Origin of the sequence: Dolichospermum sp. DET69, from assembly GCA_017355425.1 — a bacterium.
In the GTDB taxonomy this organism is placed as follows: Bacteria; Cyanobacteriota; Cyanobacteriia; order Cyanobacteriales; family Nostocaceae; genus Dolichospermum.
In genome coordinates this window covers 1,420,610-1,446,284 of sequence record CP070233.1, presented here as the reverse complement: position 1 = coordinate 1,446,284, position 25,675 = coordinate 1,420,610, and the positions used below count along the sequence as shown (strand labels likewise).

The window sequence follows — 25,675 nt, the reverse complement described above, 5'->3', positions numbered from 1 at the left end:
CACAGAAAAAATAGCGTTTTATGTCAATTATTGCGCTCAGAGCGTGGTATCTACCAGATTACGAACCAATTATAGAATTGGAGAAACGTCCTCCAGATATTCGGTTAAGTAAAAAAGCTTATTAAAATCAGGATTGCGAGCAGACTTTTTAGAGGAAAGCGACGCAGTAAAAACATCAACGTGGTTTGGCAGATATCTAGAAGGGGAAAATATTGAGTTTTATATTGAAGGTAGTGGTGGATATTCCGTAGCGAATATTGACTTGATTAGTCATGAAATTTATTTTACCAAACAGGCTCTATTAGCTCAGTTAGATCCAACAATATATTTCTGTTATCAAACTGAATATGAGACAGCCAATCATATCCTCAAAGAAGAATTACTTACCAGTTTAAAAACCATAAATGAGCGATCGCGTTTTCCCCTAACATTAGTAGAATCAACTCGTCCTCAAAATTCTCCTCTTCGTCTAAGTTCCACCAGTACGAGAAAAATTCGCAAGAGTTTATTATTTATTGCCGATATTACACCTATAACTAGCTTTGAAGGTCAGGAAACAAATCAACTAATTCCCAGTCCTAATGTTTGTATAGAAATGGGTTATGCTATTCACACTAAAAAATCTGAACAGATTTTACTAGTGCAAATGCAACGCCCAGACTTAGATGGACAATTTGCCTTTGATTTACCTACCCAGCAATTTTTACAATTTCAAGACAGTACAGAACTTAATCAAATGCTGACAGGGATGATTAAAACCCAATTAGCTAAGTTTAGATTATTTTGAGTTTTGAAAGAGGTACGAAATTTGCTCCTGATTTTTGACGAGATGACGAATTGACACTCTCAGGTCTAAAGACACTGAGATTCTTTAATCAATGAGCCGACTTGTTTAAGCAGGATTACTCCAACAAAAATAGAGGTCGATTCTCCTAAAGCGTTAATGACCGTATCCCTACCGTACTCGATATTGACATTTTATCTTTTACCAAATCTAGCTTTCCTAAACTGCAATACCGTTAGGTATGACTACGCACTTAACAAATCTAGTTAAGTTTTTACGCTGTTTAGTTATACTTATAATTATGGAGTTGCTTCTATTATATCACATCTACTGCGACCAGTTAATTTCTTACGTGACTAAAGTCACTCGAGTCGCTTATATCTCAGCCCTAAAAGGACTGAGCTTTACGCTTACCGGATATTCTTGTAACTTCTGCTGTATTCTCAATTTCCTCTTTTCAAAGTGGTGTAACGTGGTTAACAATGGAGTTAATATATCTTTAGTAGTGTAAATTTATGCCTAGAACTCCAAACGAGTATGCTGTCTTTCTGCTTTTAGACAATGGACATCGGGAAGAGGTGCGTTTTCCTACTATTCAAGAATTTCAAAAGTGGTACAGCGGTGAGCTTGTGCCAAAATCCGCATCTAATGATTTTATTAGCGTACCGATTAAGAATATTCAGGGAGAATATATGGTGGTACGTCCGTCTAAGATTGCAGGGATTCGGGTAGAACCAATTTTTAATTCCAGTATTGAAAGATAAAAAATGAGAAAAAACTTGACTTTGCTGGCCTTAAGCCTGGGAATTGCCTTTATAAATCCACTTTCCTCAGTTGTAGCTCAAGCTCCTAATTCGCAGCCAATTACAATACCAGTAACCCCTGAAGTACCACCAGCAGTATTACCAGCACTCGAACCCATTGATTTAGACAGTGTTTGTACACCCCAAAATTGCTTGGGTTTTGACGAACAGCTTTGGGGTAGAGGAGGGGATAAACAAGCTCTGCTAACTTCAATAGATAATAGTTTGGGCTATTTGGCCAGGAATAAAGCCGTTGAAGCTTATCAAAATTATCCAATTAAGGGAATTACCCTAAATCGGGTCCGTCGGAGTTTGGTACGCTTTCGGCAACTTGTTGTTAGTTCTAGGTCAGCGGCTGAACTACAAGCTGCTGTGCGTCGGGAGTTTGTCTTTTATCAGTCTGTTGGCAATGATGGGAAGGGAACTGTTAAGTTCACAGCGTATTATGAACCTGTGTATATTGCCAGCCGAGTTAGAACTGCTTTATACAAGTATCCTCTTTATCGTCTGCCACCAGATTTTCAGAAATGGCCAAAACCTCATCCCAAACGGATTGATTTGGAAGGCAAAAATGGGTTGCTAGGGGATAAAAGTAAGTTACGAGGGTCAGAAATTGTCTGGTTTAGTAATCGTTTAGATCCATACATGGTTCATATCCAAGGTTCTGCCCAAATTAAATTAACTAATGGGCAAAAAACCTCTGTTGGTTATGCGGGAGGAACTGATTATGCTTGGACATCTATCGGTAAAGAACTAGCAAAAGATGGCAAACTGCCACTTAGCGGTTTAACTATGCCTAAGTTAATTACTTATTTCCGTCAACATCCCAAAGAATTAAGTAATTATTTACCTCGTTGGGAAAGATTTGTTTTCTTTGAAGAAACTAATGGTACAGCAGCTACAGGTAGTCTTCTTGTCCCTGTCACCCCGGAACGTTCCATTGCTACAGATAAATCTGTCATGCCACCGGGCGCACTGGCACTGATTATCAATTCATTTCCTTATCCTACTAGTAATGGCAAACTAGAACCGCGTCTAGTTAATCGTTTTGTATTAGATCAGGATACAGGCAGTGCAATTAAAGGACCAGGAAGAGTAGATTATTTCATAGGTTCGGGTCAACTAGCAGGCGATCGCGCTGGTATTTCTGGCGGCAATGGTTTACTATTCTATTTACTACTCAAAGAATAGGAGTCACCGAAGTAGGGGCGCAGGGCCTGCGCCCAGTCATGATCTAATTGCGCCCAGTCATGATCTAATTGCGCCCAGTCATGATCTAATTGCGCCCAGTCATGATCTAATTGCGCCCAGTCATGACTTAATACGGTGGATAACCAAATTCATCCTCATCTGCATACACATAAGAATTAGTAGCACCAGGCGTTTCTACTTTAGAAGCTTCTGGTTTAATCACTTCCTTACCAAATTCTTTGTATTCTTCAAAAGTCTTACAAATTATTTCTGACTCAGGAGAATCTGAGGCAATCATATAATCTATTAATGTTGAAACTGTGGGATGTTTATAATCTACAGTTGAAGCTACCAAAGCAATATTCGGTTCTATGCCTCTTTCTTCAGGTTCAATAATGGGGCAAAAAATTCCATGAGCATGAAATAAAGGACCCTTTGGAGTTACTGGTTTCTTTTGAAAACCAGCATAAGCTTTTTCTAATTCCCCAGCAAAACCGCCAGTAATTCGCCCTTGTTGGTATTCAGCATAATTTTTTCCAAAACTAGCGCCGGGTGAACCACTTAGAGTTAATTGCAGAGGTGATTGATGTAAAAACTTTTTATCTTCACCTACTAAAAAAATTAAATGGCGAGTATAAATTTTAAATTTAAGTTTATCAGCTAAAAACTCTTCTTTGTAATCTTTGTAAGTACCTAGTCTGATCTTGGTTTCCCGATCTTGCACAGATAATGGACCACGACGCACTATAACTAATCGAGGCGTAGTAGTAATAAATATTGTGTCTACTTCTCCAGAACTAAATTCATGCTCTACCTGTTGCCAGTTATCATCTGGTTTAAACCCAACAGATTGGGCATTATCAAGTTTAATCGCTAAACCATAACTCTGTAACCCGTCCGAACCATAGCGAGGATTGATGATTAAACCCCAGGGGATCATTTGGGAAGGTGGGGCGTTAAATTTTTCGTCTTCAAAGTCGAATTTAGCAGATGCTTTCATGATTTTAGAATATCAGTGTGTTTAGTCTTATAGTCTATCTTTTGTACCATATTTTGTACCACCTATCATCAGATATTAGGCATATTTTGAATTAGATGATCACAATTTCTGTCTAGTCAGTGGCAATTAGGTATAATTATTGCATGAGTGAAATAAGAGGAAATAAACCACGTTCGCGGAGCGTCCCGGAGGGATATAGGGACGAAGAGACGAAGGAAGAAGGAAGAAGGAAGAAGGTTAATTGACATTAGTTAACTTTTTTGTATCGGTTGATTTATGAGGTGAAGTAGCACTTCATTTTAATTTGGGAAAAAGTCAGATTTGATCACAAGATGAATATCAAAAGGACATTGAACAGGAAATACAGTCAGAGATAAACCAGTTTCTGATGATGCTAAATCTCTGGCTTTTTGATAACATTCATCAAATATTTCTAAAAAATAATTATTTAAGCTGGGACTATTGGCAAAATCATCTTCTAATCGGTTACGATGTTCCTTAATGGTTGTCCGCCAAATATTTGTGCGTTTATCTGGTTGATATTGCCATTTTAACAGGTGCATTAATAATATTCGTAAGTTACTTTTAACTGATTTTTTATCATTATTACCCATAGTTTCTACTTCGGAAATCAGATTCTCAATATCTAATTCATCAAATCTTTTTTGTTGTAATAATTCAATAGTTGATTCAACCCATAAATTAAAATCTTCGTCATAGAGAAAAGGGCATAAAGTTTGCATAAATACCTCTTACTCCTCAAAATAAAATTAGTGTTAGGGTAATTGATGAATTACCCTAATTATTGTCTAAATTATAACGCCCCGGCGGCAGTTTTATCAAGAACGCTATTACTTAAATGTCCGGTAATATTCATGGCTTGCAGCACTGGATAACCTTGAATACCATCAGGATAATCAATGACACTCACAGCCCCATTACCTTGACGGAAATTCCAGAAATTCTCATTGGATAAACCGAGAATATGGCACAACAAGGTTTTATTAGTGGCATCATGGGCTACTACTAATCCTAGTTGTAATGGCTGCGCTTGAGCATTTTTAACTATGGTATTCCAATCGGCAACACTACGTTTTTTTACTTGTTCTAAATTTTCCCCTTCTGGCATTTGCACTTCGGCGGGTATTGTCCGCCAACTTTCTAATTCTCCAGGAAATTCTTGCTCAATTTCTGATTCAAATTTTCCTTCCCAAAGTCCATGACTAATTTCTCTTAAACCATCAAATAATTCTAGTTTTAAACTAGCATGATACTTTAAGATAATTTCCGCTGTTTCTTTGGGACGGGACATGGTGCTACTAACAGCAAAGTCAATATTTACGTCTTTGAGAAATTCTGCGGCTTTTCCGGCTTGGTTTCTGCCATTATCATTAAGGGGAATATCAATTTGTCCTTGAAACTTACCTTGACGATTCCATTCAGTTTCACCGTGACGGACTAATAATAATCTTACCCCTTGATGACCAGGACGCAAGGAAGGAAAAGTTTCACCCAGATGTTGGGTTTGATTCATGGATTCTAACTGCACTGGTTCACCTAAACCACCTGCAAAATTCAAGATACTAATTCCACAGTTAGATTGTTGTAAACAATGGTAGCGACTGGGGGAAATTCCCAAAGCTGTGCTAATTAAGGCGCGATTAATGCCATTATGACCAACAATCAGGATGGTTTCGCCTTGATGTTGGGAGAGAATTTCTTGCCAAAACTGTTTGGCTTGGGCATATAAAGCCAGTACGGGGAAATGTTCTTTAGTTCCTGATGCTTCATTGATAAGCATTCTGAATTCGTGGGGACGTTCTTTCCAGGTACTGTAATCTTCTGTAAACTTGTCTTTGACTTCACTTGTCGTCATTCCTACCCACAGGGGTAAATCAACTTCTACCAACTGTTCATCAATTTGAATAACCGCAGATTGTGCAGCTAATTGACTACCAATAATTTCGGCTGTTGATTTGGCTCGTTGGAGGGGACTACTATAAATAGCGTCAAATGCAATACTACTAAGGGCTTTACCTGATTGAATGGCATCATTACGACCTTTTTCGGTTAATGATGAGGCATCTGTCCGTCCTTGAATACGTTTTTCTATATTGTAGGTACTTTGACCATGACGCACGATGATCACACGGGTCATTTTTTGTCTTCCTTTATATCAAAGCCATAATTTTACTGCAAAATGTCTCAGGAAGAATAGGGAACAGGGAACAGGGAATAGGAAACAGGGAAAAAGAATTATTGAGGGCGGGGAAACCCCGCCCCTACAGGGTTTAAAATTTTAATATTTACCTGTGAATACTCGTTCTGCTGGGCCTGTCATGTAAATCCGGTTGTCAATTTCTGACCATTCAATTTCTAGGGGTCCACCTGGTAATTCGATAGTAGCAGTGCGATCGCATTTATCATTCAATACTCCCGCTACCAAGGATGCACAAGCCCCTGTCCCACAAGCTAAGGTAATTCCTGCCCCCCGTTCCCAAACTCGCATTTTCAAATAGTTACGATTGACTATTTCCATAAATTCGGTGTTGGTTTTTTTGGGAAATACGGGATGATTTTCAAATTGGGAGCCAATGTTTTCTAAATCAATGGCTGCGACATCTTCGACAAAGGTAATACAGTGGGGATTTCCCATGCTCACACAGGTAACATCCCAGGTTTTTCCAGCTACTTCTAAGGGTTGATTAATAACTTGAAATTCACTAGGTGCTAAAGTTGTAGGAATTTCTCCTGCTAATAATCGGGGTTCACCCATATCTACTTTTACTTGACCTTCATCTGTGAGTTGGGGTGTAATTACACCTGCTAAAGTATGAATACGATATTTATCTTTGGTGCGGGCAATGCCTTCTAATTCTGTCAAAAATACCGCTAAACAGCGAATTCCATTACCACACATTTCTGGTTCTGAACCGTCGGAGTTAAAAATCCGCATGGTGTAATCCGTGCCATTTTGTCCAGGAAGTGCGAAAATAACACCGTCTGCTCCAATACCAAAATGGCGATCGCACCACTGAACTGCTTGTGCGGGTGTCAATACTGGTGTCAATGAGGAACGGTTATCAATGAGGATAAAATCATTACCGAGTCCGTGGTACTTAGTAAATTCGATTGCCATTTTGCTTTGTTCAAATAATTTATCAAAGATTCATTAATTTTATTCAAAAACTGGGGAATTAATCATTTTTTAATGAGCCACCAAACACCAACTACTAATCAAAAAATGGCAAGTAATCAATTTGATACGTCACTACCTAGCACTCGTCAAGTGCAAAGGTGTATTAAAGAAAAAGTAATGGTCGAATTTAAGTTAATGACTGGTGATTTGATCACAGGTCGTGTATTTTGGCAAGACCATAATTGTATATGTATTTTTGATGGTAATAATGAGCAAATTACAGTTTGGAAACAAGCGATCGCTTACATAAAACCATTAGGTGATATGGTAGCTGAAAGAGGTTAGTATTGAAGTTGGGGCTGTAGAATAGTTATATCCCCGACTTCTTAAAGAAATTAGGATATGAACTCAACTACCCCTGAGCAAGATTTTTATGCTTGGACACAAGAACAAGCACAGTTGTTAAGAACAGGAAAGTTAATGAAATAGACGCACCCTACAAGGGATAAAATTCACTTTACATATTTGGGGAATAGTCAGATAGCTTCTAGAATACAGCGGTTTTTGCTCTTATGAGGTACATCTTAGCCCCCTCATCGCTTGCGGGGAGGGGGTTGGGGGTGGGGTTTTTGTACCTCATAACACCGGGAAGATTAATTTTAATAACCTTCATGAATTGATTTACACTCCCAAAAAAGCCCAGGTCCGACGGTCAAAATTTGCTCAGTTGGCATGAACAATTCCCAATAAGTAAGCCCAGAATCATCGTGTAAATCTGGTTCTAAAGTCAGTTGATAATCACCCTCAAAGCACAAAGTTATATTAATATTATTATCAGCATCAATCATCAGATTAATCAATTTTTTATTTTCCAATTGCTGTAAATATAGTTTTGCATTATCTATATTATTTTCTAGCAGTGAAGAAATTAAGACTTGATTTCCTTGCTTTAAAATCCAAGGTGTTGCTTTTGTGCCAAATTGCCAACTTCCTTTGCATAAATGCGCTAATTTAGGATGAGTATAGGCAGACATTTTACCAAAATCTAACCGTAATTCATCACCATAACTAAATCTAATCTGATGACAAATTTCCCCAATAATTGGTTTGGTAATTACTGGAATAATTTGATTTAAATTTGGTTGTAAATTTGCAAGAGATGTTTTAGATTTCATGATTAATATCCTCTAAAAATTCCTTAGCTTTCTGACGAAGTTCACCATAAGTAAAATCGCCTCTATCATTTAAAGTTCCACCATAACCATTTCTTTTTTCTTCTTCAAGAAAGATACCAAAAGCATTTCTTAATTCGGCTGACATACGAAACTCCTTAGAGATTGAGTCAACCTGTTTAAGATCATATTTTTTGCCCATAAATAGATAAAAGCCGGAATTATTGGCACTATCGTTACTTAATAGTGATTTTTCCCTCGGCAAATTCCACTAAAGCTGTTAATTCATCATCTGATCCTACCACTAATAAGCGATCGCCTAAAAGAAATGTAGTTTGACTATCAGGATAATCAATTTCTTCCCCATTGACGCGACGAATAGCCATTAAACTCACCCCAGTTAAATAACGCATATTGACTTCCTCTAAAGTCATCCCAATCAAAGGTGAATTTGCTGGTAAGTCATACCAACGGCGATTCAGATCACGAGTAACTTTTTGTAAATATCGAGAAACTTCAGCAGCAGAACTTTCAGGGCGTAAATCCAAATAATGATCTTGGCGAATTTGCTGCATTTTCTGTTGTACTACTTCTGGTAATAAACCCACAGTAATTAAGAGATGAGTAGCCATTTCTAAACTAGCTTCAAATTCTGGCTGGACGACTTCCTTTGCCCCTAATTGATAAAGCAATTCAATATTTTTATCTTGGGTAGCACGGACAACTGTATCTAATTCTGGACATACTTCCAAAGCCCGTTTTAAACATAACCGAATACTGGCAGAATCAGGAAGAACAATCGCCATACCTTGGGCATGACTTACTCCGGCAGTTTCTAAAACATGAAGACTGACACCATTTCCATAAACATAAGGTATTCCTGCATCCCGTAACTGTTGAATACGACTTTCTGATTGATCAATAACTACTACAGGTAATTCATATTGTTGTAATAACTTGACTAAATTCTTTCCCAGTCGTCCATAACCACAAACTACAATATGATTTTTCTGGGGTAAATCTTCGGAAACATCACGAACTTGATCATCTACTAAATATGGTTTTAGCCAAGGCATAGATTCAGCAAAATCGAATAAAAATGGGACTAATCGCAAGATAAAAGGAGTCAGGATTAAAGTTACAGCAGTAGTTCCTAAAATTAGTAAATATATCCGCCGAGAAACCAAACCCAAAGCTTGACCTTCACTAGCGAGAACAAAGGAAAATTCCCCAATTTGCGCCAGTCCTAAACCAGTAATTAAAGCTGTTTTCAAAGGATAGCGGAATAACATTACTAAAGGAGTAATAATTAAAAACTTACCCACAAAAACTAAAGCGACTAATCCGAGAATTAATTCCAGATTTTGCCACAAAAATACTGGGTCAATTAACATCCCAATGGCAACAAAAAATAAACTAGCAAATATATCCCGCAGAGGTTCAACAATAGTCAAAGTTTCATCAGCATATTCCACTTCAGAAATCATTAAACCGGCGACAAATGCCCCCATTTCAATAGATAGTCCTAAAGATTCTGTAAATAGGGCAATTCCTAAACAGATCGTAACTACGCCTAATAAAAATAACTCTTTGCTTTCCGTACTGGCGAATAATCTTAGTAAAGGGGGAATTAACCAAATCCCCGCCACAACTGCCCCAGCCGCAAATAAACCAATTTTCAGCAATGCCATTAGCACAGCGATACCAATGACTTCTCCTGGTTCATGAAGGGCTGGTAATACAGCTAACATTAATCCCAAAGCCAAATCCTGGACAACCAGAATCCCCAGCATTACCTGTCCGTGGGGTGTTTCCGTCTCATTGCGTTCCATGAGGCATTTAAGAACCACAGCAGTGGAAGACAAAGACAAAATCGAACCCAAAAATACACCTTTAGCGGGTAAAGTTCCCCAAGCACCGGTGACACCGCACACCAAGACAGTGATCAGAATAGTGAGGATAATTTGTAAAGTACCACCTCCCAGGGCGATCGCTTTCACTTTCTTGAGTTCCGTCAAAGAAAACTCTACACCTAAAGCAAACAACAAGAACGCCACACCAAACTGAGCCAAGGTTTCCACTTGGATAAGTTCTTTAATCAGCCTCAGCCCAGAGGGACCAACAACCATACCACCGATAAGATATCCCAGTAAAACGGGTTGTTTTAACAGTGCAGCTAATAATCCACCACCAGCGGCGACAGCAAACACCAAAACTAAGTCAACAATTAAGCGAAAATCTTCTTGCACTAACTTTAAAAACTATGAAGAACCATATAGATTCAGCATACAAAGTTTTATCTGTTTGCGGGGAGGGTTAGGATACACAGATTGACACTCTCAGGGCTAAAGCCGCTGAGATTCTTGGTTCAACGAGTCCACTTAGCTTAGACCCCTTGCGGTATCTAAGTCAGAGGTGGTTCTCTCCCCAAGCGTTAACTTTCCTCCTGCCCGGAGGTAGTTGCATTGCTGCAAATTTTGATTGAATTTAAATCCTGTGTCGTCTAGCTCCCATGAAGATTTTACCTATTCGGAGGGCAGTCACTAGAACTATGGAATAGAACCCCATATCTTCAATTGTCAAGGTACAGATTGCCATTAGGCAGCTAGGTTTTTAGACAGGTTGATTACCGTTCCTGTTGTGAACAGTGTAACACCATTAAGTACAAAGGCGATAACTCTTTACGTACTTTAACCAATCTTTACAAAAAGAAAAACTCTATGCGGTTAAAACCGCACGAGTCGCTTATATCTCAGGTCTAAAGACACTGAGTTTTACGCTTACCGGATGCTCTTATAAAAAATTTGGATGATTAGAAACCATTGTAGGGTGCGTTAGAACGAAGTTCGTAACGCACCTTGATAGATTAAGATGGTGCGTTACGCTATCGCTAACACACCCTAGGAATTATGAACCCTGTGTCCAATATCTCTGCGGTAATACATTTGAGCAAATTGAATATTTTCTATACCTGCATAAGCTTGAGCGATCGCTTGCTGAAAATTCTCACCTAAGCCTGTCACATTTAACACCCTACCGCCATTGGTCACAATTTCTTGGGCTGCATTTAACTTTGTCCCTGCATGAAACACAGTCGCCCCAGTTGTCTCTGCTGCGGCAAAACCAGTAATTACCTCACCCTTGCTATACTCTCCCGGATAACCACCAGCAGCAGCTACCACCGTCGCCGCAGCCCCTTGTTTCCAAGCAATAGGGGGCATATCGCCTAACCGCTGTTCTATGCAAGCTAAGATCAAATCTTCCAACGGTGTTTCTAGCATTGGTAAAATCACCTGTGTTTCTGGATCACCAAAGCGACAGTTGAATTCTAAAACGCGAAAATCACCATCAGGTGAAATCATTAACCCAGCATACAAAATACCTCGATAGTCAATCCCCCTAGCACGTAAAGCTGTGATAGTTCTTTCTAATACTTCTGTTTGTACCCGTGCCATTAATTCCGGTGTGGCAATAGGGGCAGGAGCATAAGCACCCATACCTCCTGTATTGTCTCCGGTATCACCTTCGCCAACCCGTTTATGATCTTGAGCGGGTAACAATGGACGAATGGTTAAACCATCAGTTAAAGCTAAAACAGATACTTCTTGTCCCACTAAACATTCTTCAATGACAACGGAACTACCAGCAGATCCAAATTGTCCTTGAAAAATTGCCTCAATTGCTGCTTCAGCTTGGGCAATGGTTTCGGCAACTGTAACACCTTTACCAGCAGCTAAACCATCAGCCTTTATCACAATTGGCACGCCCTCGGATTTGATGTAGGCTTTTGCTGGTGTTGATTCTGTAAATACCGCAGCTTTGGCTGTGGGAACTCCCGCTTCTGCCATTAAGGTTTTAGCCCAGGCTTTACTTGCTTCTATTTGCGCCCCTTCCTTATTTGGACCAAATACCATTAAGCCTTGATTTTGCAGATAATCAGTAATTCCCTGAGCTAAAGGTACTTCTGGACCAACAATTACTAGAGGAATATCATTCTTTACCGCATATTCGCTAATACCAGCAAAATCATCCACTGCTAAGGGCAAGTTTTCACAACCGGGCATAGTTGCAGTACCACCATTACCTGGCACACAGACCACTTGCTCGATTTTATCAGATTGCAGCAATTTCCACGCTAGAGCGTGTTCTCGTCCCCCATTCCCGATAACTAAAACTTTCACTTATTTCCTCGCGCGTAATCAAGCAAAACGAGAATATATGATACCATCTTCAATTGTCCAAGCTGTTAATCTGGCTAGATTTAAGGTTTGTTTGTGTACCGAAAGAGCGAACTGCTTGCAGCAGCACTTCGCTATCGCACAACTATAATCTAATAATATGCTCTTAGTTTTATTAAATAATATAATGGCTTAATGATAAGCTTGAATTATATAAAATCAAGAATACTTTTGATATTTATAACTTTTAGCAATTTGCCTTTATATTTCCTTAATAATTAATTGAGAATCTTTTCTATTTATCAACGAGGTTGCAATACTTTCCGCGATTTGCTATAATTTCAGAGAATTTCACAATTGGGTTACTATTGTCAATTTTGGATCTTTCAAAAGATGTTAGTCTCAAACCCTTTATAGATAGTAGTTTCAGAAATTAATTTCCCAGGCTAATACAAAACTTTACAAAATTAATAGCTATTTCTTCAACAATTTTAGCCATAAATTTGCTCAGAAATGATCTAATTTGAGCGATCGCAAAAATTCCCTATTGACAAATTGACAAATAAGTGATAGATAACTTGTCACCTGTTAAGGGGTTTAGCACTGCTAAACCCTTACATATCGCATCAATTACAGGATGGTTTAATGCTGATGTAGAGACGTTTCATAAAACGTCCCTACATGATTTTTGGGAGATATCTAGAAACTAAACCCAACTAACAATAAAGTCTTGGTTAGTGAGATTTAGTCCTGGGGAAAGTTGAGCTAATGCTACCTGTGAACCAGAACCCAAAGCATCAGCATCAAAATAGACGATACCATTACTATTATTATAGATAATGCTATTAGTCCAAGAATTGGCACTTGTACCCATAGAAAATACACTGGGAGCTAGTGCATTACTTACCCCGTCTGTCCACACCAGAGAATTAAAGCCAGTTCCAAACAATTCTATCTTGTCTCCTTGTGTCTTAGAAAAGTCGGTGATGGTGTCCATGCCTTCGGTGGGAGAATTAAACCTGAACCTGTCTGCACCAAGTCCACCTGTCAGAGTGTCCTGTCCTCCTAATCCCAAGAAGGTGTCATTTCCAGAACCTCCGACTAGGTTATTATTGGTTGCATCTCCGGTTAAGGTTAATGGTCCAGCCGTATCATCATTAGTAATAGTTCCCGTCACGGCTGTAGTTGTACCAATGGTATAACCTGTTCCTGTAGCTAGAGTTAAAGCCACGGTTTCATTACTTTCCACAGTGGTATCTGCTGTGGGGTCAATAGTCAGAGTTTTCGTACTACTTCCAGCAGCAAAGGTAATAGTTCCGGTGGTAGCGGTGAAACCGGCTGCACCTATTTGAGTATAGTCATTATTGAATGTGGCTGTACCCGCAACGCCATAGTTAACGGTCAAGGCGTTGGCTGTCGTTCCTGTGCGGGTAAACGTGTAGATGAGATTGGTTGTACCGTCTTCAGTGACGCTACTGGGTGATACGGCTAGGGTAATGGTGGGAGAAGCAACAACATCATCATTAGTAATCGTTCCCGTGACGGCTGTAGTTGTACCAACGGTGTAACCTGTTCCTGTAGCTAGAGTCACAGCCACAGTTTCATCAGTTTCTACAGTGGTATCTGCTGTGGGGTCAATAGTCAGAGTTTTTGTACTACTTCCAGCAGCAAAGGTAATACTGCCAGTGGTAGCCGCAAAACTTGTCGCACCTATTTGGCTGTAGTCGGTGTTGAATGTGGCTGTACCCGCAACGCCATAGTTAACGGTTAAAGCGTTTGTGGTAGTTCCTGTACGGGTGAATGTGTAAATGAGATTGGTTGTACCATCTTCAGTGACGCTACTGGGAGATACGGCTAGGGTAATGGTGGGAGAAGCAACAACATCATCATTAGTAATCGTTCCCGTGACGGCTGTAGTTGTACCAACGGTGTAACCTGTTCCTGTAGCTAGAGTCACAGCCACAATTTCATTACCTTCCACAGTGGTATCTGCTGTGGGGTCAATAGTCAGAGTTTTTGCACTACTTCCGGCTGCAAAGGTAATAGTTCCGGTGGTAGCGGTGAAACTGGCTGCACCTATTTGAGTATAGTCATTATTAAATGTGGCTGTACCCGCAACGCCATAGTTAACGGTCAAGGCGTTGGCTGTCGTTCCTGTGCGGGTAAACGTGTAGATGAGATTGGTTGTACCGTCTTCAGTGACGCTACTGGGTGATACGGCTAGGGTAATGGTGGGAGAAGCAACAACATCATCATTAGTAATAGTTCCCGTCACGGCTGTGGTTGTACCAACGGTGTAACCTGTGCCTGTAGCTAGAGTTAAAGCAACGGTTTCATCACTTTCAACGGTGGTATCGGCTGTGGGGTCAATAGTTAAAGTGGCTGTATTTGCACCCGCCGCAAAGGTAATAGTTTTTCCTGTTCCTGGTGTTGCTCCTGTATAGTCGCTACTATCTGCTGTCCCAGTGATGCCATAGTTAACGGTCAAGGCGTTGGTTGTCGCTCCGGTGCGGGTGAAGGTGTAAATGAGGTTGGCTGTACCATCTTCAGTGACGCTATTGGGTGATACGGCTAGGGTAATGCTAACATTACTATTAATTCCCAAGTTTGTCGCGGCAACATTGATTAAGGAATCAGGATTAGTTATGGGCAAATCTTGGGTGATTTCCCAGAAGAACGCACCACCGAGTCCTTGTTGTTTGACATAATCAGTTTTCCCCAAAATTGATTGGTTATTTTCATAGGTGCTAAACACCTTTGTTTGAGAACTATAAATATAGGGAACTTTGGCGCTATTATCCCAGAACGATTGATAGCCATTTGTCCCCAATCGATTATATAGTTCCTGATAGGTGAGATCAGTACCAGCCGTACCTGGCTGAAATAGTCCATTGTTGCTGCCGGCATTAACTCCAGTCCAGGTGTGTCCATAAAGTGGAGCGCCCAAGACAATATCTGTAGCTGGAACTCCAGCGCTCAGATAACGTTGAATTGCCCAATCAGTATTTAATTTAGCAGAATTATAAGTGTTATCATTTGTACTCTTGTACAAAGCTGACTGATGATTGGTGGAAGCTTCCCAAGGTCCGTGGTAGTCATAACTCATGACATTGATAAAGTCCACATAATCAGAAGTTGCTTTCAAATCTTGTGGGCTGAAATCATAGGGGTTTGCTCCATAATCAGATGCGGACAAATGGTAAGGAGACGCAGAAAAAGCTGTAGTTAGGAGATATTGCTTGCCATCATTTTGAGATGCTTGATTTATTTGTTGCCGCAATTGTGCCAGCAATTGAATGTAATTATTATCCTCGTTTGCTTGAGGAAATTCCCAGTCAATATCTATGCCATCAAATCCATTAGTCTTCATCAATTGGATAGCAGACTGAGTGAAGTTTGCTCTAGACTGCACTGTAGCAGCCGCAGCAGAGAAATCGAACTCGTTTGCTCCACCAATAGAAATGAGGATTTTCAGGTTGGGATTTTGAGCCTTAATTTGTTGAAGCTTGCTGATATCATTGTAGCCATCTCCATCATTAGGTAGTGTAACATTACCTTGTGTATTAACATCTGCAAAAGAGTAGAATAAATGTGTTAATTTATTAAATGGGGTGGTGGTGAGAGTGGAGGAATTAAGATTCCAAGAGCCTATATATCCACCTAGAATATAATTTGGTAAAACAGAAGTATAAGCCTCCATTGCCTGAACCTGTAAAGCCAGAGGCGCTTCAATTAATCCAGTCGCATATTCTAACAGCCAGTCTCCACCTAATGCCGCACTACCAGTCAGGTCATCAGATGCAGCTACATCAGCCCCAGTCAACTGACTTATTTGCTGGACAAAAGCTTTACCTACAAATCCCTGAGCCACATCACAACCATACAGCAGAATGTCTCCTGTAGAGGTGAGAGATTGACCCCACTGCTGCAATTGTGAACTATAGCTATTGAGGTTTGCTGAGTTCAACTGAGTTGAACCAAGGGATAAACTACCCTCTCCACCGTGAGAAATAATCTGAACACTATCAATATCTGTCAGTGCTGCTAATTTATCGGTAATTTGCCTAATGCCGTCCCGTCTGGGGTCAAGAATAAACACGAGTGAGCCAGGTTCGACACCATTAACTAAATTCTGCCAGTCTGTAACATTGGGATCAATGAAAACGACGGTTTTGATGGATTTTGCCATGATAACTCTGTATTAATTAAATAGTTGATTTTTCTAATCTACCAAACCATGTACTAACTTCCGTACTGAGAAACACTGATTTCATCTGACTTCATCTGAGTTGAGAGCTAATTTTGACCTAAGTACAAAACAACCATGTCATCTATCTAAAGATAGATTTACATGGCGCACTGATCATGAGAAGATATCACCCATAACATCTGAAATTTAGCCAAATCTTCCGGAAAGACTGGATTATTGCTACCATTAGGTAAATTATTATTTATATAATGTCAAAGTCATTGAAAGTAAGTCATTGAAAGTAAGTCATGACTGTATTAAAAAAGTTAATATAGCACTCACACGCAATGGCTACCCCAACCAAAGAGCCTTAGCTCATGATACCGGATTATCTTTAGCTACAATTAGCAACTTCCTGACTGGTAAACCTGTTAGTTATGCAACCTTTGAAGAACTATGTCGGCGATTAAATCTAGATTGGCAAGAAATTACTACCAGTGCTGAAGTAATATTTACCCCCCCCCCCGCATACGCACAAATACGCAAAAAAAAACCAAATTTAAATCAATTCCCAGACTGGGGAACTGCAATTGATATTTCAGCATTTTACGGATATAGCCAAGAACTGACACAATTGCAGTCATGGATTTTACAAGATGGTTGTCGCTTACTAGGATTATTCGGTATAGGTGGAGTTGGGAAAACAACCTTAGCTACTCAACTAGCAAAACAAATTCAGAATCAATTTAATTACGTTTTTTGGCGTTCAGTACCGACAGTTCCATGTTTTGATAGTATGATGACTGACTTGTTATCTTTATTCTCCCATCACAAAGAAAACAAACTCAATATCAATCAAATTATCTATTATTTGCGTACCCATCGTTGTCTGATTATTTTGGATCATGTAGATATTGATCATCTAAAATATATGCAATTCATCAAAATAATTGCTGAAACCTATCATCAAAGTTGTGTGATTTTCACCAGTCGAGAACAACATCAAGAATTCACTTTTTTAGAATATTGGCTATCATCAGTACGTTGTTTAAAGTTGTCTAATTCCTCAGAAATAGCCTTGTCTCTGATAGAATCACAACCACTAAGGGGAACTGATCAAGAAAAACATGATTTATGTAATTTCTGTAATAATAATCCTTTGAAAGTTAAACAAATAATTGTTTCTATAATTCATTTATATAATGGGGATATTGGTAAGTTTTTAGCAGAAAATACATCATAGGTAGGCAAGGAAAATTAATTATATAAAAGATTTGGATTTAATGTAGGGGTAGCGCCCCCGTGGCTACCCGCGCCCCCGTGCCTACCACAGTATTTGGGGCAACCACAGGGGGTTTGCCCCTACATTAGGTGTAGAGTTTATTAAATAGGGATGTCTAAAAAATCAGTATTTACAAAATTTAACAACATGAATGGTAAATTAATTGTATTTGAAGGGGTGGAGGGTTGTGGTAAAACTACTCAGATACAACTGTGTTCTCAATGGTTAGAAAGTTTAAATATATCCGTGGTGCTGACTCGTGAACCGGGGGGAACAGAGTTAGGAAAGGATTTGCGGAGGTTATTGTTGGAAAAGTCACCAAACAAGCCAGTGGGGGAAGTGACGGAATTACTATTATATGCAGCAGATAGGGCGCAACATATTGAAGAGGAATTAAAACCGAATTTAGCCACAGGTAAATATATTCTATGCGATCGCTATACTGATTCTACTATCGCCTATCAGGGTTATGGCAGAGGTTTAAATATGAGTATAATTAATCAACTTAATCAGATTGCTACTGGGGGTTTGGAAAGTGATTTAACTATTTGGTTAGATGTGGATGTGGAGGTAGGGTTATCGCGCAAACGTGGACAAGCGACACTAGACCGAATTGAACAGGAAACAATAGCTTTTCATCGGCGAGTACAGGAGGGATATACGGAGTTAGCCGGATCTTATCCATCTCGGATTATGCGAGTAGATGGTACTAGCAGTCAAGATATTGTCCAAAAAAGTATCCAGGAAATTTTATGGAAACGCCTGTTTCTATTAGCTAATTAGCAATTACTTATCAATCTTAAAGAACCCCACCCCCGTTTTACTAACGTAAAACTTCCCCTCCCCTCATGAGGGGAGGGGATTGAGGGGTGGGGTCAAATGCTTGTGGAATAACAGTTTAATTTTAATTATGTTTTCGCCATTAGTTGGACAACAGCAAGCAGTCGAATTATTAACGCAATCAGTTAAACAAAACCGAGTTGCACCAGCTTATATGTTTGTAGGTGCAGATGGTGTGGGCAGAAGTTTGGCAGCCAGGTGTTTTATTGAATTACTTTTTTCTAGTTCTGTAAAACCTGATCAAATTCCTATTTTACAAAATCGGATTCGCCAAAGAAATCATCCGGCTTTATTGTGGGTAGAACCAACTTATCAATATCAAGGACAAAGACTCACCCCAGCAGAAGCAGCAGAAAAGGGAGTTAAACGCAAAGCACCACCAGTAATTCGTTTAGAACAAATTCGAGAAATTACGCAATTTCTTTCCCGTCCACCGTTGGAAGCATTGAGAAATGTCATAGTTTTAGAACAAGCGGAAACAATGGCTGAATCTGCGGCCAATGCCTTGTTAAAAACCTTAGAAGAACCAGGAAGAGCAACGTTAATTTTAATTGTTCCTTCACCGGAATCTGTGTTACCAACTTTAGTATCTCGTTGTCAAAAAGTTCCTTTTTATCGGTTAGATACTGCCGCTATGAATCAGGTATTGACGCAAACAGGAAATGCCGAGATTTTGCAACATCCAGAAGTTCTAAATATCGCCGCAGGTAGTCCAGGAAATGCGATTTTATCTTATCAACAATTACAAAATATTCCCAGTGAGTTTATAGCACAGGTGAAGAAAACGCCAACATCTTACCGTCAGGCTTTAGAATTAGCCAAGAAAATTGATAAGGAATTAGATAGTGAAGCCCAATTATGGTTAATTGATTATTTGCAACAATACTATTGGCAACAAATACATGAACCAAAAATTATTCAACAATTGGAAAAAACTCGGAAACATTTACTTTGTTATGCCCAACCTCGCTTAGTTTGGGAATGTACATTTTTAGCTTTGTTTAAGATATCGCAAATATCGTATTAAAATTTTGATGCCAGTGCGTTACGAACTTCGTTCTAACACACCCTACGATACTATTTTGTGATTTAATCAGGATTACAACGAATTTCTATCATAAATCCATCGGGGTCATAAAAGTAAACTCCTCTACCTGTAGGACGGGTAAGCGGTCCATAAGCAATGACTAGATTATTTTCCTTGATAACAGCTACAGCTTGATCAAAGAATTGGGGATTAATATCAAATGCCAAATGATATGCTCTTGTAAATGACTTACTAGGATTGGGATCTGGTGGTAATAATTCTGGTTCTCCAAATAAGTCTATAATTGTGCCATCAGGAGTGACGAAATTAGCGACTTTACCCACAGCAACGAGTTCTTTTAATGTTTCTGGTATTTCTTTCCCTGTGAGTTCGTGTAAGCCTAAAATATGACCGTAAAAATGGCGAGAGGCTTGCATATCAGCAACATTGAAAGCGATATGATGGACTTTGCATAAATAGCCAGTAGGAATGGTTTTGTTATTCATATTTAATAATTGAGAATTTTTAATCCGATTACCTTAACCAAGAGAAGGTAATCGGTAAGGAAAGAATCCCACTAATTACCAATTACCTCTTAATACTTCCGTTCCTTTGGTTCAAACATTGTAATTGTCACCGGACGATATTGAATATCAATTCCCTCTAGGGAATAATAAGCCATTGTATGTTTCAAGAACTTGTTATCATCCCTTCCAGAAAAATCTTCTCTAAAGTGAGCGCCGCGACTTTCTTGACGATTCAGGGCTGAAGCTAAAATTGTTTGTCCTACTACCATTAAACTTTGTAATTCCAAAGCTTCAACTAATTCTGTATTCCAGCTAGTTCCTTTGTCATCTAAATATATTTGTGAAGATTTTTGTTGTAATTCGGCAATTTTCTCCAATCCTTGACTCATTAATTCTTGAGTGCGGAAAACGCCACAATATTCAGTCATATTATCTTGGAAAGATTGACGAATTTGATTAATTCGATATTGTCCTGGTTGTTCTATTAAAGTTTGAATTTGTTGCTCGGCTTCCTTGATATATCGTGTTTCATCTATTGATGGTAATTGACGATTTTGGACATAATGAGCGATCGCCGCCCCAGTTCTTTTGCCATAAACAACACATTCCAACAGCGAGTTACTACCGAGACGATTCGCCCCATGCACAGACACACAAGAAGTTTCTCCAGCCGCAAAAAAGCCCTCCACAAAACCATCATTACTATTGCGGACTTTACCATCAGTATTCACAGGAATACCACCCATACAATAATGAATAGTAGGACACACGGGCATGGGTTCAGTCACCGCATCCACACCGACGAGACGATGGGCTTCTTCCCAGCAGAAAGGCACACGACTCATGATTTTTTCCTTACCCATGTGACGTAAATCCAGATAAACACAAGGACCACCCGCACTACCATCTTTATTTACACCTCGACCAGCTCGAACTTCCAGAGCGATCGCCCTTGAGGTAATATCACGAGGGGCTAATTCCATGCGACTGGGGGCATAATTGGCCATAAAGCGATCGCCCTCGGAATTAATTAAATAAGCCCCTTCCCCGCGCACAGCCTCAGAAATCAGCACTCCTACAGGATACAACCCCGTCGGATGAAACTGCACAAATTCCATATCCTGCAAAGGTAAACCAGCCAAAGCCGTCATCGCCAAACCGTCACCAGTGGAAGCATAATCATTGGAAGTCCTGTTATAAACCCGACCATAGCCCCCAGTGGCGAACATTACAGCCTTTGCCCGTAACACCTCAATATGTCCATCCAAGAGATGAAACATCACCACACCCTTAGCCTGACCATCTTCTAAAATCAGGCGCATTACATACCATTCTTCGTAAATCTGCACACCATAACGGCGGAGATTGTTTACCAACTCATGTAAAATTGCATGACCAGTTTTATCAGCAGCGTAACAAGTGCGGTTGTGAGAATGTCCACCAAAAGCCCGTTGAGCAATGCGACCATCAGGTAAACGGGAAAATAACACCCCCAGATGTTCTAAATCAATCACCACCTCCGGCGCTTCTTGAGTCAAAATTGCTACTGCATCTTGGTCAGCTAAATAATCAGAACCCTTAACCGTATCAAAAGCGTGTGCTTCCCAACTATCCTGATCATCAACATTTTTTAAAGAAGCCGCCATACCACCTTGAGCAGCCACAGAATGGGAGCGAATGGGGTGAGTTTTGGCAACCACCGCTACCTTTAAACTAGGATCAATCCGGGCAATTTCCAGCCCCGCTCGACATCCAGCCAAACCACCACCAACAATAATTACATCATGTTCTAGCATCGTTAACCACCGATTATAAAAAAATTCCCCGTCAATTCCTCACTCACGCGCATTCATCCCACGCTCCTAAGAGTGAGACGTGGGGCTTCTTGCTGTTAAGCTAAATTCCCCTTAGCTAGTTGCTTGGATGGGATTTTGTGGGGAAATATGAGTTTGTGTTGTTTCTGTCTGTGTTTTTGGCTCTACAGCATTGAGTTCAATATTGTTTAATAAAGTCGTCACAAAGGCAAAAAGTAAAAAAGGCAGAGATAAGAGGACAACAAGACCTACAGTAGCTAAAGCGTATACTGGTCTTTTTGCACCCATTAGTGCTAAAGCTGATGCCAAGCTAATGGTAATCGTAATTAACCAAACGATAATCTGACCGTAGATATCACCAAAAGTCAAGGTACAAACAAACCGATAGTTTTGAATATTATTTTGGTTCATTTTAATTTGAGTCAATTTTTTTCTATAATTTCTACCTTAAACCTATGTTTGTCTGAAGAACAATTTCTCAATATTTTGCCAAGGTTCGTAATATTACTTTACAAGTACATTAACCTAGAGAACTCGAAAAAATAAATTATCCAATATTGTGGGATGGGCATCCTGCCCGTCCTGGTACTATTAGTAGGCTATCAATCTGCATCAATAATCATTGCTCAAGATTTTTCAAAATTAGTAATATTAATGTATAAGTACAGTAATTTTCAGTTAGGACGTGCTGCTAATTCACCTCAACCTCAACCCTATTTCTGAAACTAATATCCCCGACTTCTTCAAGAATTTGGGGATTTTATGGACAGTTGTTTCAAAATGATGGGTAATCAACTATGATATAAAAGTACATGAAAATTCAAAAATCTTCATCTAAATGCTAAATGACCTCTCTAGTTCATCCAAAATTAAAGATTTCCTAACACAGAAAATTCTTTTAGGTAATGAGCCTAGTGCTGAATTAATAGTAATTATTACTATCTATTTTGTCCAAGGTATATTAACATTATCGCGTTTAGCCGTTAGCTTCTTTCTCAAAGATGAATTACTATTAAGTCCAGTACAAATGTCAGCAATTATCGGTATTGGCACAATACCTTGGATGATTAAGCCATTATATGGTTTTATCTCTGATAGTTTACCCTTATTTGGCTACCATAGAAAACCTTATATAGTTCTATCTGGAATTATCGGCTGTGCAGCTTGGGTATGTTTAGGAACAGTCGTTAATAATAGCTCAACAGCCACAATTATGATTATCCTTACTTTTCTATCTCTTGCTATTAGTGATGTGATAGTTGATTCTATTGTAGTTGAAAGAGCCAGAAGCGAATCAGAAGCTAAAATAGGTTCTTTACAATCTCTTTGCTGGGGTAGTTCAGCCGTTGGTGCATTGTGTACAGCTTATTTTAGCGGCTTACTTTTAGAATATTTTACCACTCGTACAGTATTTTTAATAACAGCATCATTTCCGCTAATTGTCTCATCTGTAGCTTGGTTCATTGCCGAACAACCTATTGATAAAGATGCTAAAAAAAGTAATAACATAAAAAATCAATTATTGCAAATCCGCCAAGCAATTACTCAAAAAGTAATTTGGTTACCAACATTATTTATATTTATTTGGCAAGCTACACCAAATGCTGATTCAGCATTTTTCTATTTTACAACCAATGAACTGCACTTTCAACCAGAATTTTTAGGGCGAGTTCGGTTAGTGACAAGTTTTGCTTCCTTGCTTGGAGTGTGGGCTTTTCAGCGTTATTTTAAAACAGTTCCTTTTAGAATTATATTTAGTTGGGGTATTTTTGTATCCACAGCTTTAGGAATGACAACCTTATTACTAGTAACTCACACCAACAGACTTTTAGGAATAGATGATCATTGGTTTAGTTTAGGTGATAGTTTGATTCTGACTGTGATTGGGAAAGTTGTATTTATGCCCGTACTGGTATTATCAACAAGGCTTTGTCCTCCCGGTATAGAAGCCACATTCTTTGCTGTATTGATGTCTGTCATGAATTTCGGAGGAACAGTTTCCTACTGGATAGGATCTTTGATGATGAAATGGTTAGGAATCACAGAATATCAATTTGATTCATTGTGGTTATTAATCATTATTACCAACTGTACCTCTCTGATCCCCATTCTATTCATTAAATGGCTACCAGATGCTCAAGTTGATATTGATAATAATGTAGTTAGTTGATAAATAATATATTATATATGTTAAAATTATATTAGATACCAAACTTCTTAAATAAGTCGGGTATCTGTGTGATATATTCCTTGATAATCCCAAAAAATGCAAATATTAGAAAAGTCTTATACCCTTAAAGATTGGCAAGGGGGATATGAATCCCTTACTCAAGAATTTGATTATTGGATTGATGATATAGAAGGAGAAATTCCCCTAGAATTAGCAGGAACATTATTTAGAAATGGTCCCGGTTTATTAGATATAAATAAGCAAAGATTTCATCATCCTTTTGATGGTGACGGGATGATTAGCCGGATTACATTTACCAATGGCCGCGCCCATTTTCGTAACCGGTTTGTACAGACGGAAGGTTATTTAGCAGAAAAGAAAGCAGGTAAAATCCTTTATCGTGGTGTTTTTGGAACTCAAAAACCAGGTGGTTGGTTAGCTAATATTTTTGATTTCAAAATTAAACATATTGCTAATACAAATGTTATTTATTGGGGTAAAAAACTCCTAGCATTATGGGAAGCAGCAGAACCTTATGTACTTAATCCCCAGACTTTAGAAACATTAGGAAATGAATATTTCAATGGTGTTTTATCTAAAGGAGAAGCCTTTAGCGCTCATCCTCGAATTGATCCCAATGGCACATTAGTTAACTTTGCTATTAAACCAGGACTATCAACGACAATTACCATATTTGAATTGAACACAAATGGGGAAATTATTAAAAAACAAAATCATAGCATTCCTGGTTTTTGCTTCATTCATGATTTTGTGATTACAGAAAATTACTGTATCTTCTTTCAAAATCCTGTTAATTTTAATCCCATACCTTTTGCCTTAGGAATATCCAGCGCAGGTCAATGTATTAAATTTCAAAAAGATCAACCTACAAAAATCATCATTATTCCTCGCATAGCAAAAAGCGTAAATGAAAAAGTTCAAGTTTTAGAAACCGAAGCAGGTTTTATTTTTCATCATGTTAATGCTTTTGAGGTTGAAAATGAAATCATCATTGATTCAATTTGCTATAAATCATTAACAGAAGTTGAGCCAAATACCGATTATCGAGAAACTGACTTTGATGCTAATTCTCCCGGACAACTTTGGCGGTTTCATCTTAATTTAGAAACAAATCAAGTCCAAAATCAGTTAATAGATCATCGAGCTTGTGAATTTCCGACTATTCACCCGAATAATGTCGGTAAATCATATCGTTATCTATACGTTGCTGCGGCTGATCACGCAACGGGTAATGCACCCTTACAAACAATTCTCAAAGTTGATTTAGAATCACAAAACAGACAACTATGGAGTGCAGCACCACAAGGTTTTATCGGTGAACCAATTTTTGTTCCTCGCGCAAATTCTCAACAAGAAGATAATGGCTGGGTAATAGCTTTAGTTTATGATGCAGAATATCATCGTTCAGATGTCGTAATTTTAGATGCTGAAAATATTGAAAAAGGTGCAATTGCAAAACTACATCTTAAACATCATATTCCTTATGGTTTACATGGGAGCTTTACACCAGAAACATTCAATTAATTAATAGACATCTT

Annotated in this window: 20 protein-coding genes and 3 pseudogenes; 10 read left to right on the top strand and 13 right to left on the bottom strand. The window is 38.9% G+C overall.

Annotation, left to right across the window (positions count from 1 at the left end; genetic code table 11):
• Positions 1–20: 20 nt before the first annotated feature.
• The 3 genes and pseudogenes from EZY12_06955 to EZY12_06945 all read left to right on the top strand — a co-directional run bounded on the left by EZY12_06955 (position 21) and on the right by EZY12_06945 (position 2,778).
• A pseudogene (locus EZY12_06955) lies at positions 21–787 on the top strand (hypothetical protein).
• A gap of 512 nt (positions 788–1,299) precedes the next feature.
• Positions 1,300–1,548 carry a hypothetical protein gene (locus EZY12_06950; GenBank protein QSX69361.1) on the top strand — a complete coding sequence of 83 codons (249 nt, stop codon included), beginning with the start codon at positions 1,300–1,302 and terminating at the stop codon, positions 1,546–1,548.
• A gap of 3 nt (positions 1,549–1,551) precedes the next feature.
• Positions 1,552–2,778: a murein transglycosylase A gene (locus EZY12_06945; GenBank protein ID QSX69360.1), complete on the top strand. Its 1,227-nt coding sequence runs from the start codon at positions 1,552–1,554 to the stop codon at positions 2,776–2,778.
• Between the two features lie 127 nt (positions 2,779–2,905).
• Here EZY12_06945 and EZY12_06940 read toward each other — a convergent pair whose 3' ends face one another.
• From EZY12_06940 to EZY12_06925, 4 genes are all read right to left on the bottom strand, one after another.
• Positions 2,906–3,778 carry a hypothetical protein gene (locus EZY12_06940; protein ID QSX69359.1) on the bottom strand — a complete coding sequence of 291 codons (873 nt, stop codon included), beginning with the start codon at positions 3,776–3,778 and terminating at the stop codon, positions 2,906–2,908.
• Between the two features lie 299 nt (positions 3,779–4,077).
• Positions 4,078–4,521: a DUF29 domain-containing protein gene (locus tag EZY12_06935; protein QSX69358.1), complete on the bottom strand. Its 444-nt coding sequence runs from the start codon at positions 4,519–4,521 to the stop codon at positions 4,078–4,080.
• 71 nt (positions 4,522–4,592) lie between these two features.
• Entirely contained in the window at positions 4,593–5,936 is a 1,344-nt protein-coding gene (locus EZY12_06930; GenBank protein ID QSX69357.1) for a histidine phosphatase family protein, read from the bottom strand.
• Positions 5,937–6,077: 141 nt separating this feature from the next.
• Positions 6,078–6,917: a diaminopimelate epimerase gene (locus EZY12_06925; protein ID QSX69356.1), complete on the bottom strand. Its 840-nt coding sequence runs from the start codon at positions 6,915–6,917 to the stop codon at positions 6,078–6,080.
• A 105-nt stretch (positions 6,918–7,022) separates the two neighbouring features.
• Between EZY12_06925 and EZY12_06920 the strand changes: the two genes are divergently transcribed.
• On the top strand, positions 7,023–7,262 hold the full coding sequence (locus EZY12_06920) for an RNA chaperone Hfq (GenBank protein ID QSX70553.1): 240 nt from the start codon (positions 7,023–7,025) through the stop codon (positions 7,260–7,262).
• A gap of 57 nt (positions 7,263–7,319) precedes the next feature.
• Positions 7,320–7,394, top strand: a pseudogene (locus EZY12_06915) (DUF29 domain-containing protein).
• Between the two features lie 182 nt (positions 7,395–7,576).
• On the opposite strand, the gene EZY12_06910 reads toward EZY12_06915, so the two are convergent.
• From EZY12_06910 to EZY12_06885, 6 genes and pseudogenes are all read right to left on the bottom strand, one after another.
• Positions 7,577–8,092, bottom strand: coding sequence for a hypothetical protein (locus EZY12_06910; GenBank protein QSX69355.1), 516 nt, complete (start codon positions 8,090–8,092; stop codon positions 7,577–7,579).
• Positions 8,082–8,291, bottom strand: coding sequence for a hypothetical protein (locus tag EZY12_06905; protein QSX69354.1), 210 nt, complete (start codon positions 8,289–8,291; stop codon positions 8,082–8,084). Before EZY12_06905 ends, EZY12_06910 begins: the two co-directional genes overlap by 11 nt.
• A 34-nt stretch (positions 8,292–8,325) precedes the next feature.
• The gene (locus EZY12_06900) at positions 8,326–10,338 is read right to left on the bottom strand and encodes a cation:proton antiporter (GenBank protein ID QSX69353.1); all 2,013 of its coding nucleotides are present in this window, start codon (positions 10,336–10,338) and stop codon (positions 8,326–8,328) included.
• Between the two features lie 651 nt (positions 10,339–10,989).
• Complete coding sequence (purD, locus tag EZY12_06895; protein ID QSX69352.1) at positions 10,990–12,270, bottom strand: phosphoribosylamine--glycine ligase; 1,281 nt, start codon at positions 12,268–12,270, stop codon at positions 10,990–10,992.
• A 703-nt stretch (positions 12,271–12,973) separates the two neighbouring features.
• The gene (locus EZY12_06890) at positions 12,974–14,794 is read right to left on the bottom strand and encodes a hypothetical protein (protein QSX70552.1); all 1,821 of its coding nucleotides are present in this window, start codon (positions 14,792–14,794) and stop codon (positions 12,974–12,976) included.
• 1,002 nt (positions 14,795–15,796) lie between these two features.
• Positions 15,797–16,456: pseudogene (locus EZY12_06885) on the bottom strand (DUF4347 domain-containing protein).
• 295 nt (positions 16,457–16,751) lie between these two features.
• Between EZY12_06885 and EZY12_06880 the strand changes: the two are divergent.
• The 3 genes from EZY12_06880 (at position 16,752) to EZY12_06870 (ending at position 19,605) form a co-directional block, all read left to right on the top strand.
• Positions 16,752–17,699: an ATP-binding protein gene (locus EZY12_06880; protein ID QSX69351.1), complete on the top strand. Its 948-nt coding sequence runs from the start codon at positions 16,752–16,754 to the stop codon at positions 17,697–17,699.
• A 186-nt stretch (positions 17,700–17,885) separates the two neighbouring features.
• Entirely contained in the window at positions 17,886–18,521 is a 636-nt protein-coding gene (locus tag EZY12_06875; GenBank protein ID QSX70551.1) for a dTMP kinase, read from the top strand.
• Positions 18,522–18,648: 127 nt separating this feature from the next.
• Complete coding sequence (locus EZY12_06870) at positions 18,649–19,605, top strand: DNA polymerase III subunit delta' (protein QSX69350.1); 957 nt, start codon at positions 18,649–18,651, stop codon at positions 19,603–19,605.
• 62 nt (positions 19,606–19,667) lie between these two features.
• On the opposite strand, the gene EZY12_06865 is transcribed toward EZY12_06870, so the two are convergent.
• From EZY12_06865 to EZY12_06855, 3 genes are all read right to left on the bottom strand, one after another.
• Positions 19,668–20,111, bottom strand: a complete 444-nt coding sequence (locus EZY12_06865; GenBank protein ID QSX69349.1) for a VOC family protein — start codon at positions 20,109–20,111, stop codon at positions 19,668–19,670.
• A gap of 89 nt (positions 20,112–20,200) precedes the next feature.
• Positions 20,201–21,928: a succinate dehydrogenase/fumarate reductase flavoprotein subunit gene (locus tag EZY12_06860; GenBank protein ID QSX69348.1), complete on the bottom strand. Its 1,728-nt coding sequence runs from the start codon at positions 21,926–21,928 to the stop codon at positions 20,201–20,203.
• Between the two features lie 111 nt (positions 21,929–22,039).
• A complete protein-coding gene (locus tag EZY12_06855; GenBank protein QSX69347.1) occupies positions 22,040–22,357 on the bottom strand; it encodes a hypothetical protein in 318 nt (105 codons plus the stop codon).
• Positions 22,358–22,784: 427 nt separating this feature from the next.
• Here EZY12_06855 and EZY12_06850 point away from each other — a divergent pair, with 427 nt between their 5' ends.
• A complete protein-coding gene (locus tag EZY12_06850; GenBank protein QSX69346.1) occupies positions 22,785–24,116 on the top strand; it encodes a folate/biopterin family MFS transporter in 1,332 nt (443 codons plus the stop codon).
• A gap of 96 nt (positions 24,117–24,212) precedes the next feature.
• Positions 24,213–25,661, top strand: a complete 1,449-nt coding sequence (locus tag EZY12_06845) for a carotenoid oxygenase family protein (GenBank protein ID QSX69345.1) — start codon at positions 24,213–24,215, stop codon at positions 25,659–25,661.
• Positions 25,662–25,675: the final 14 nt, after the last annotated feature.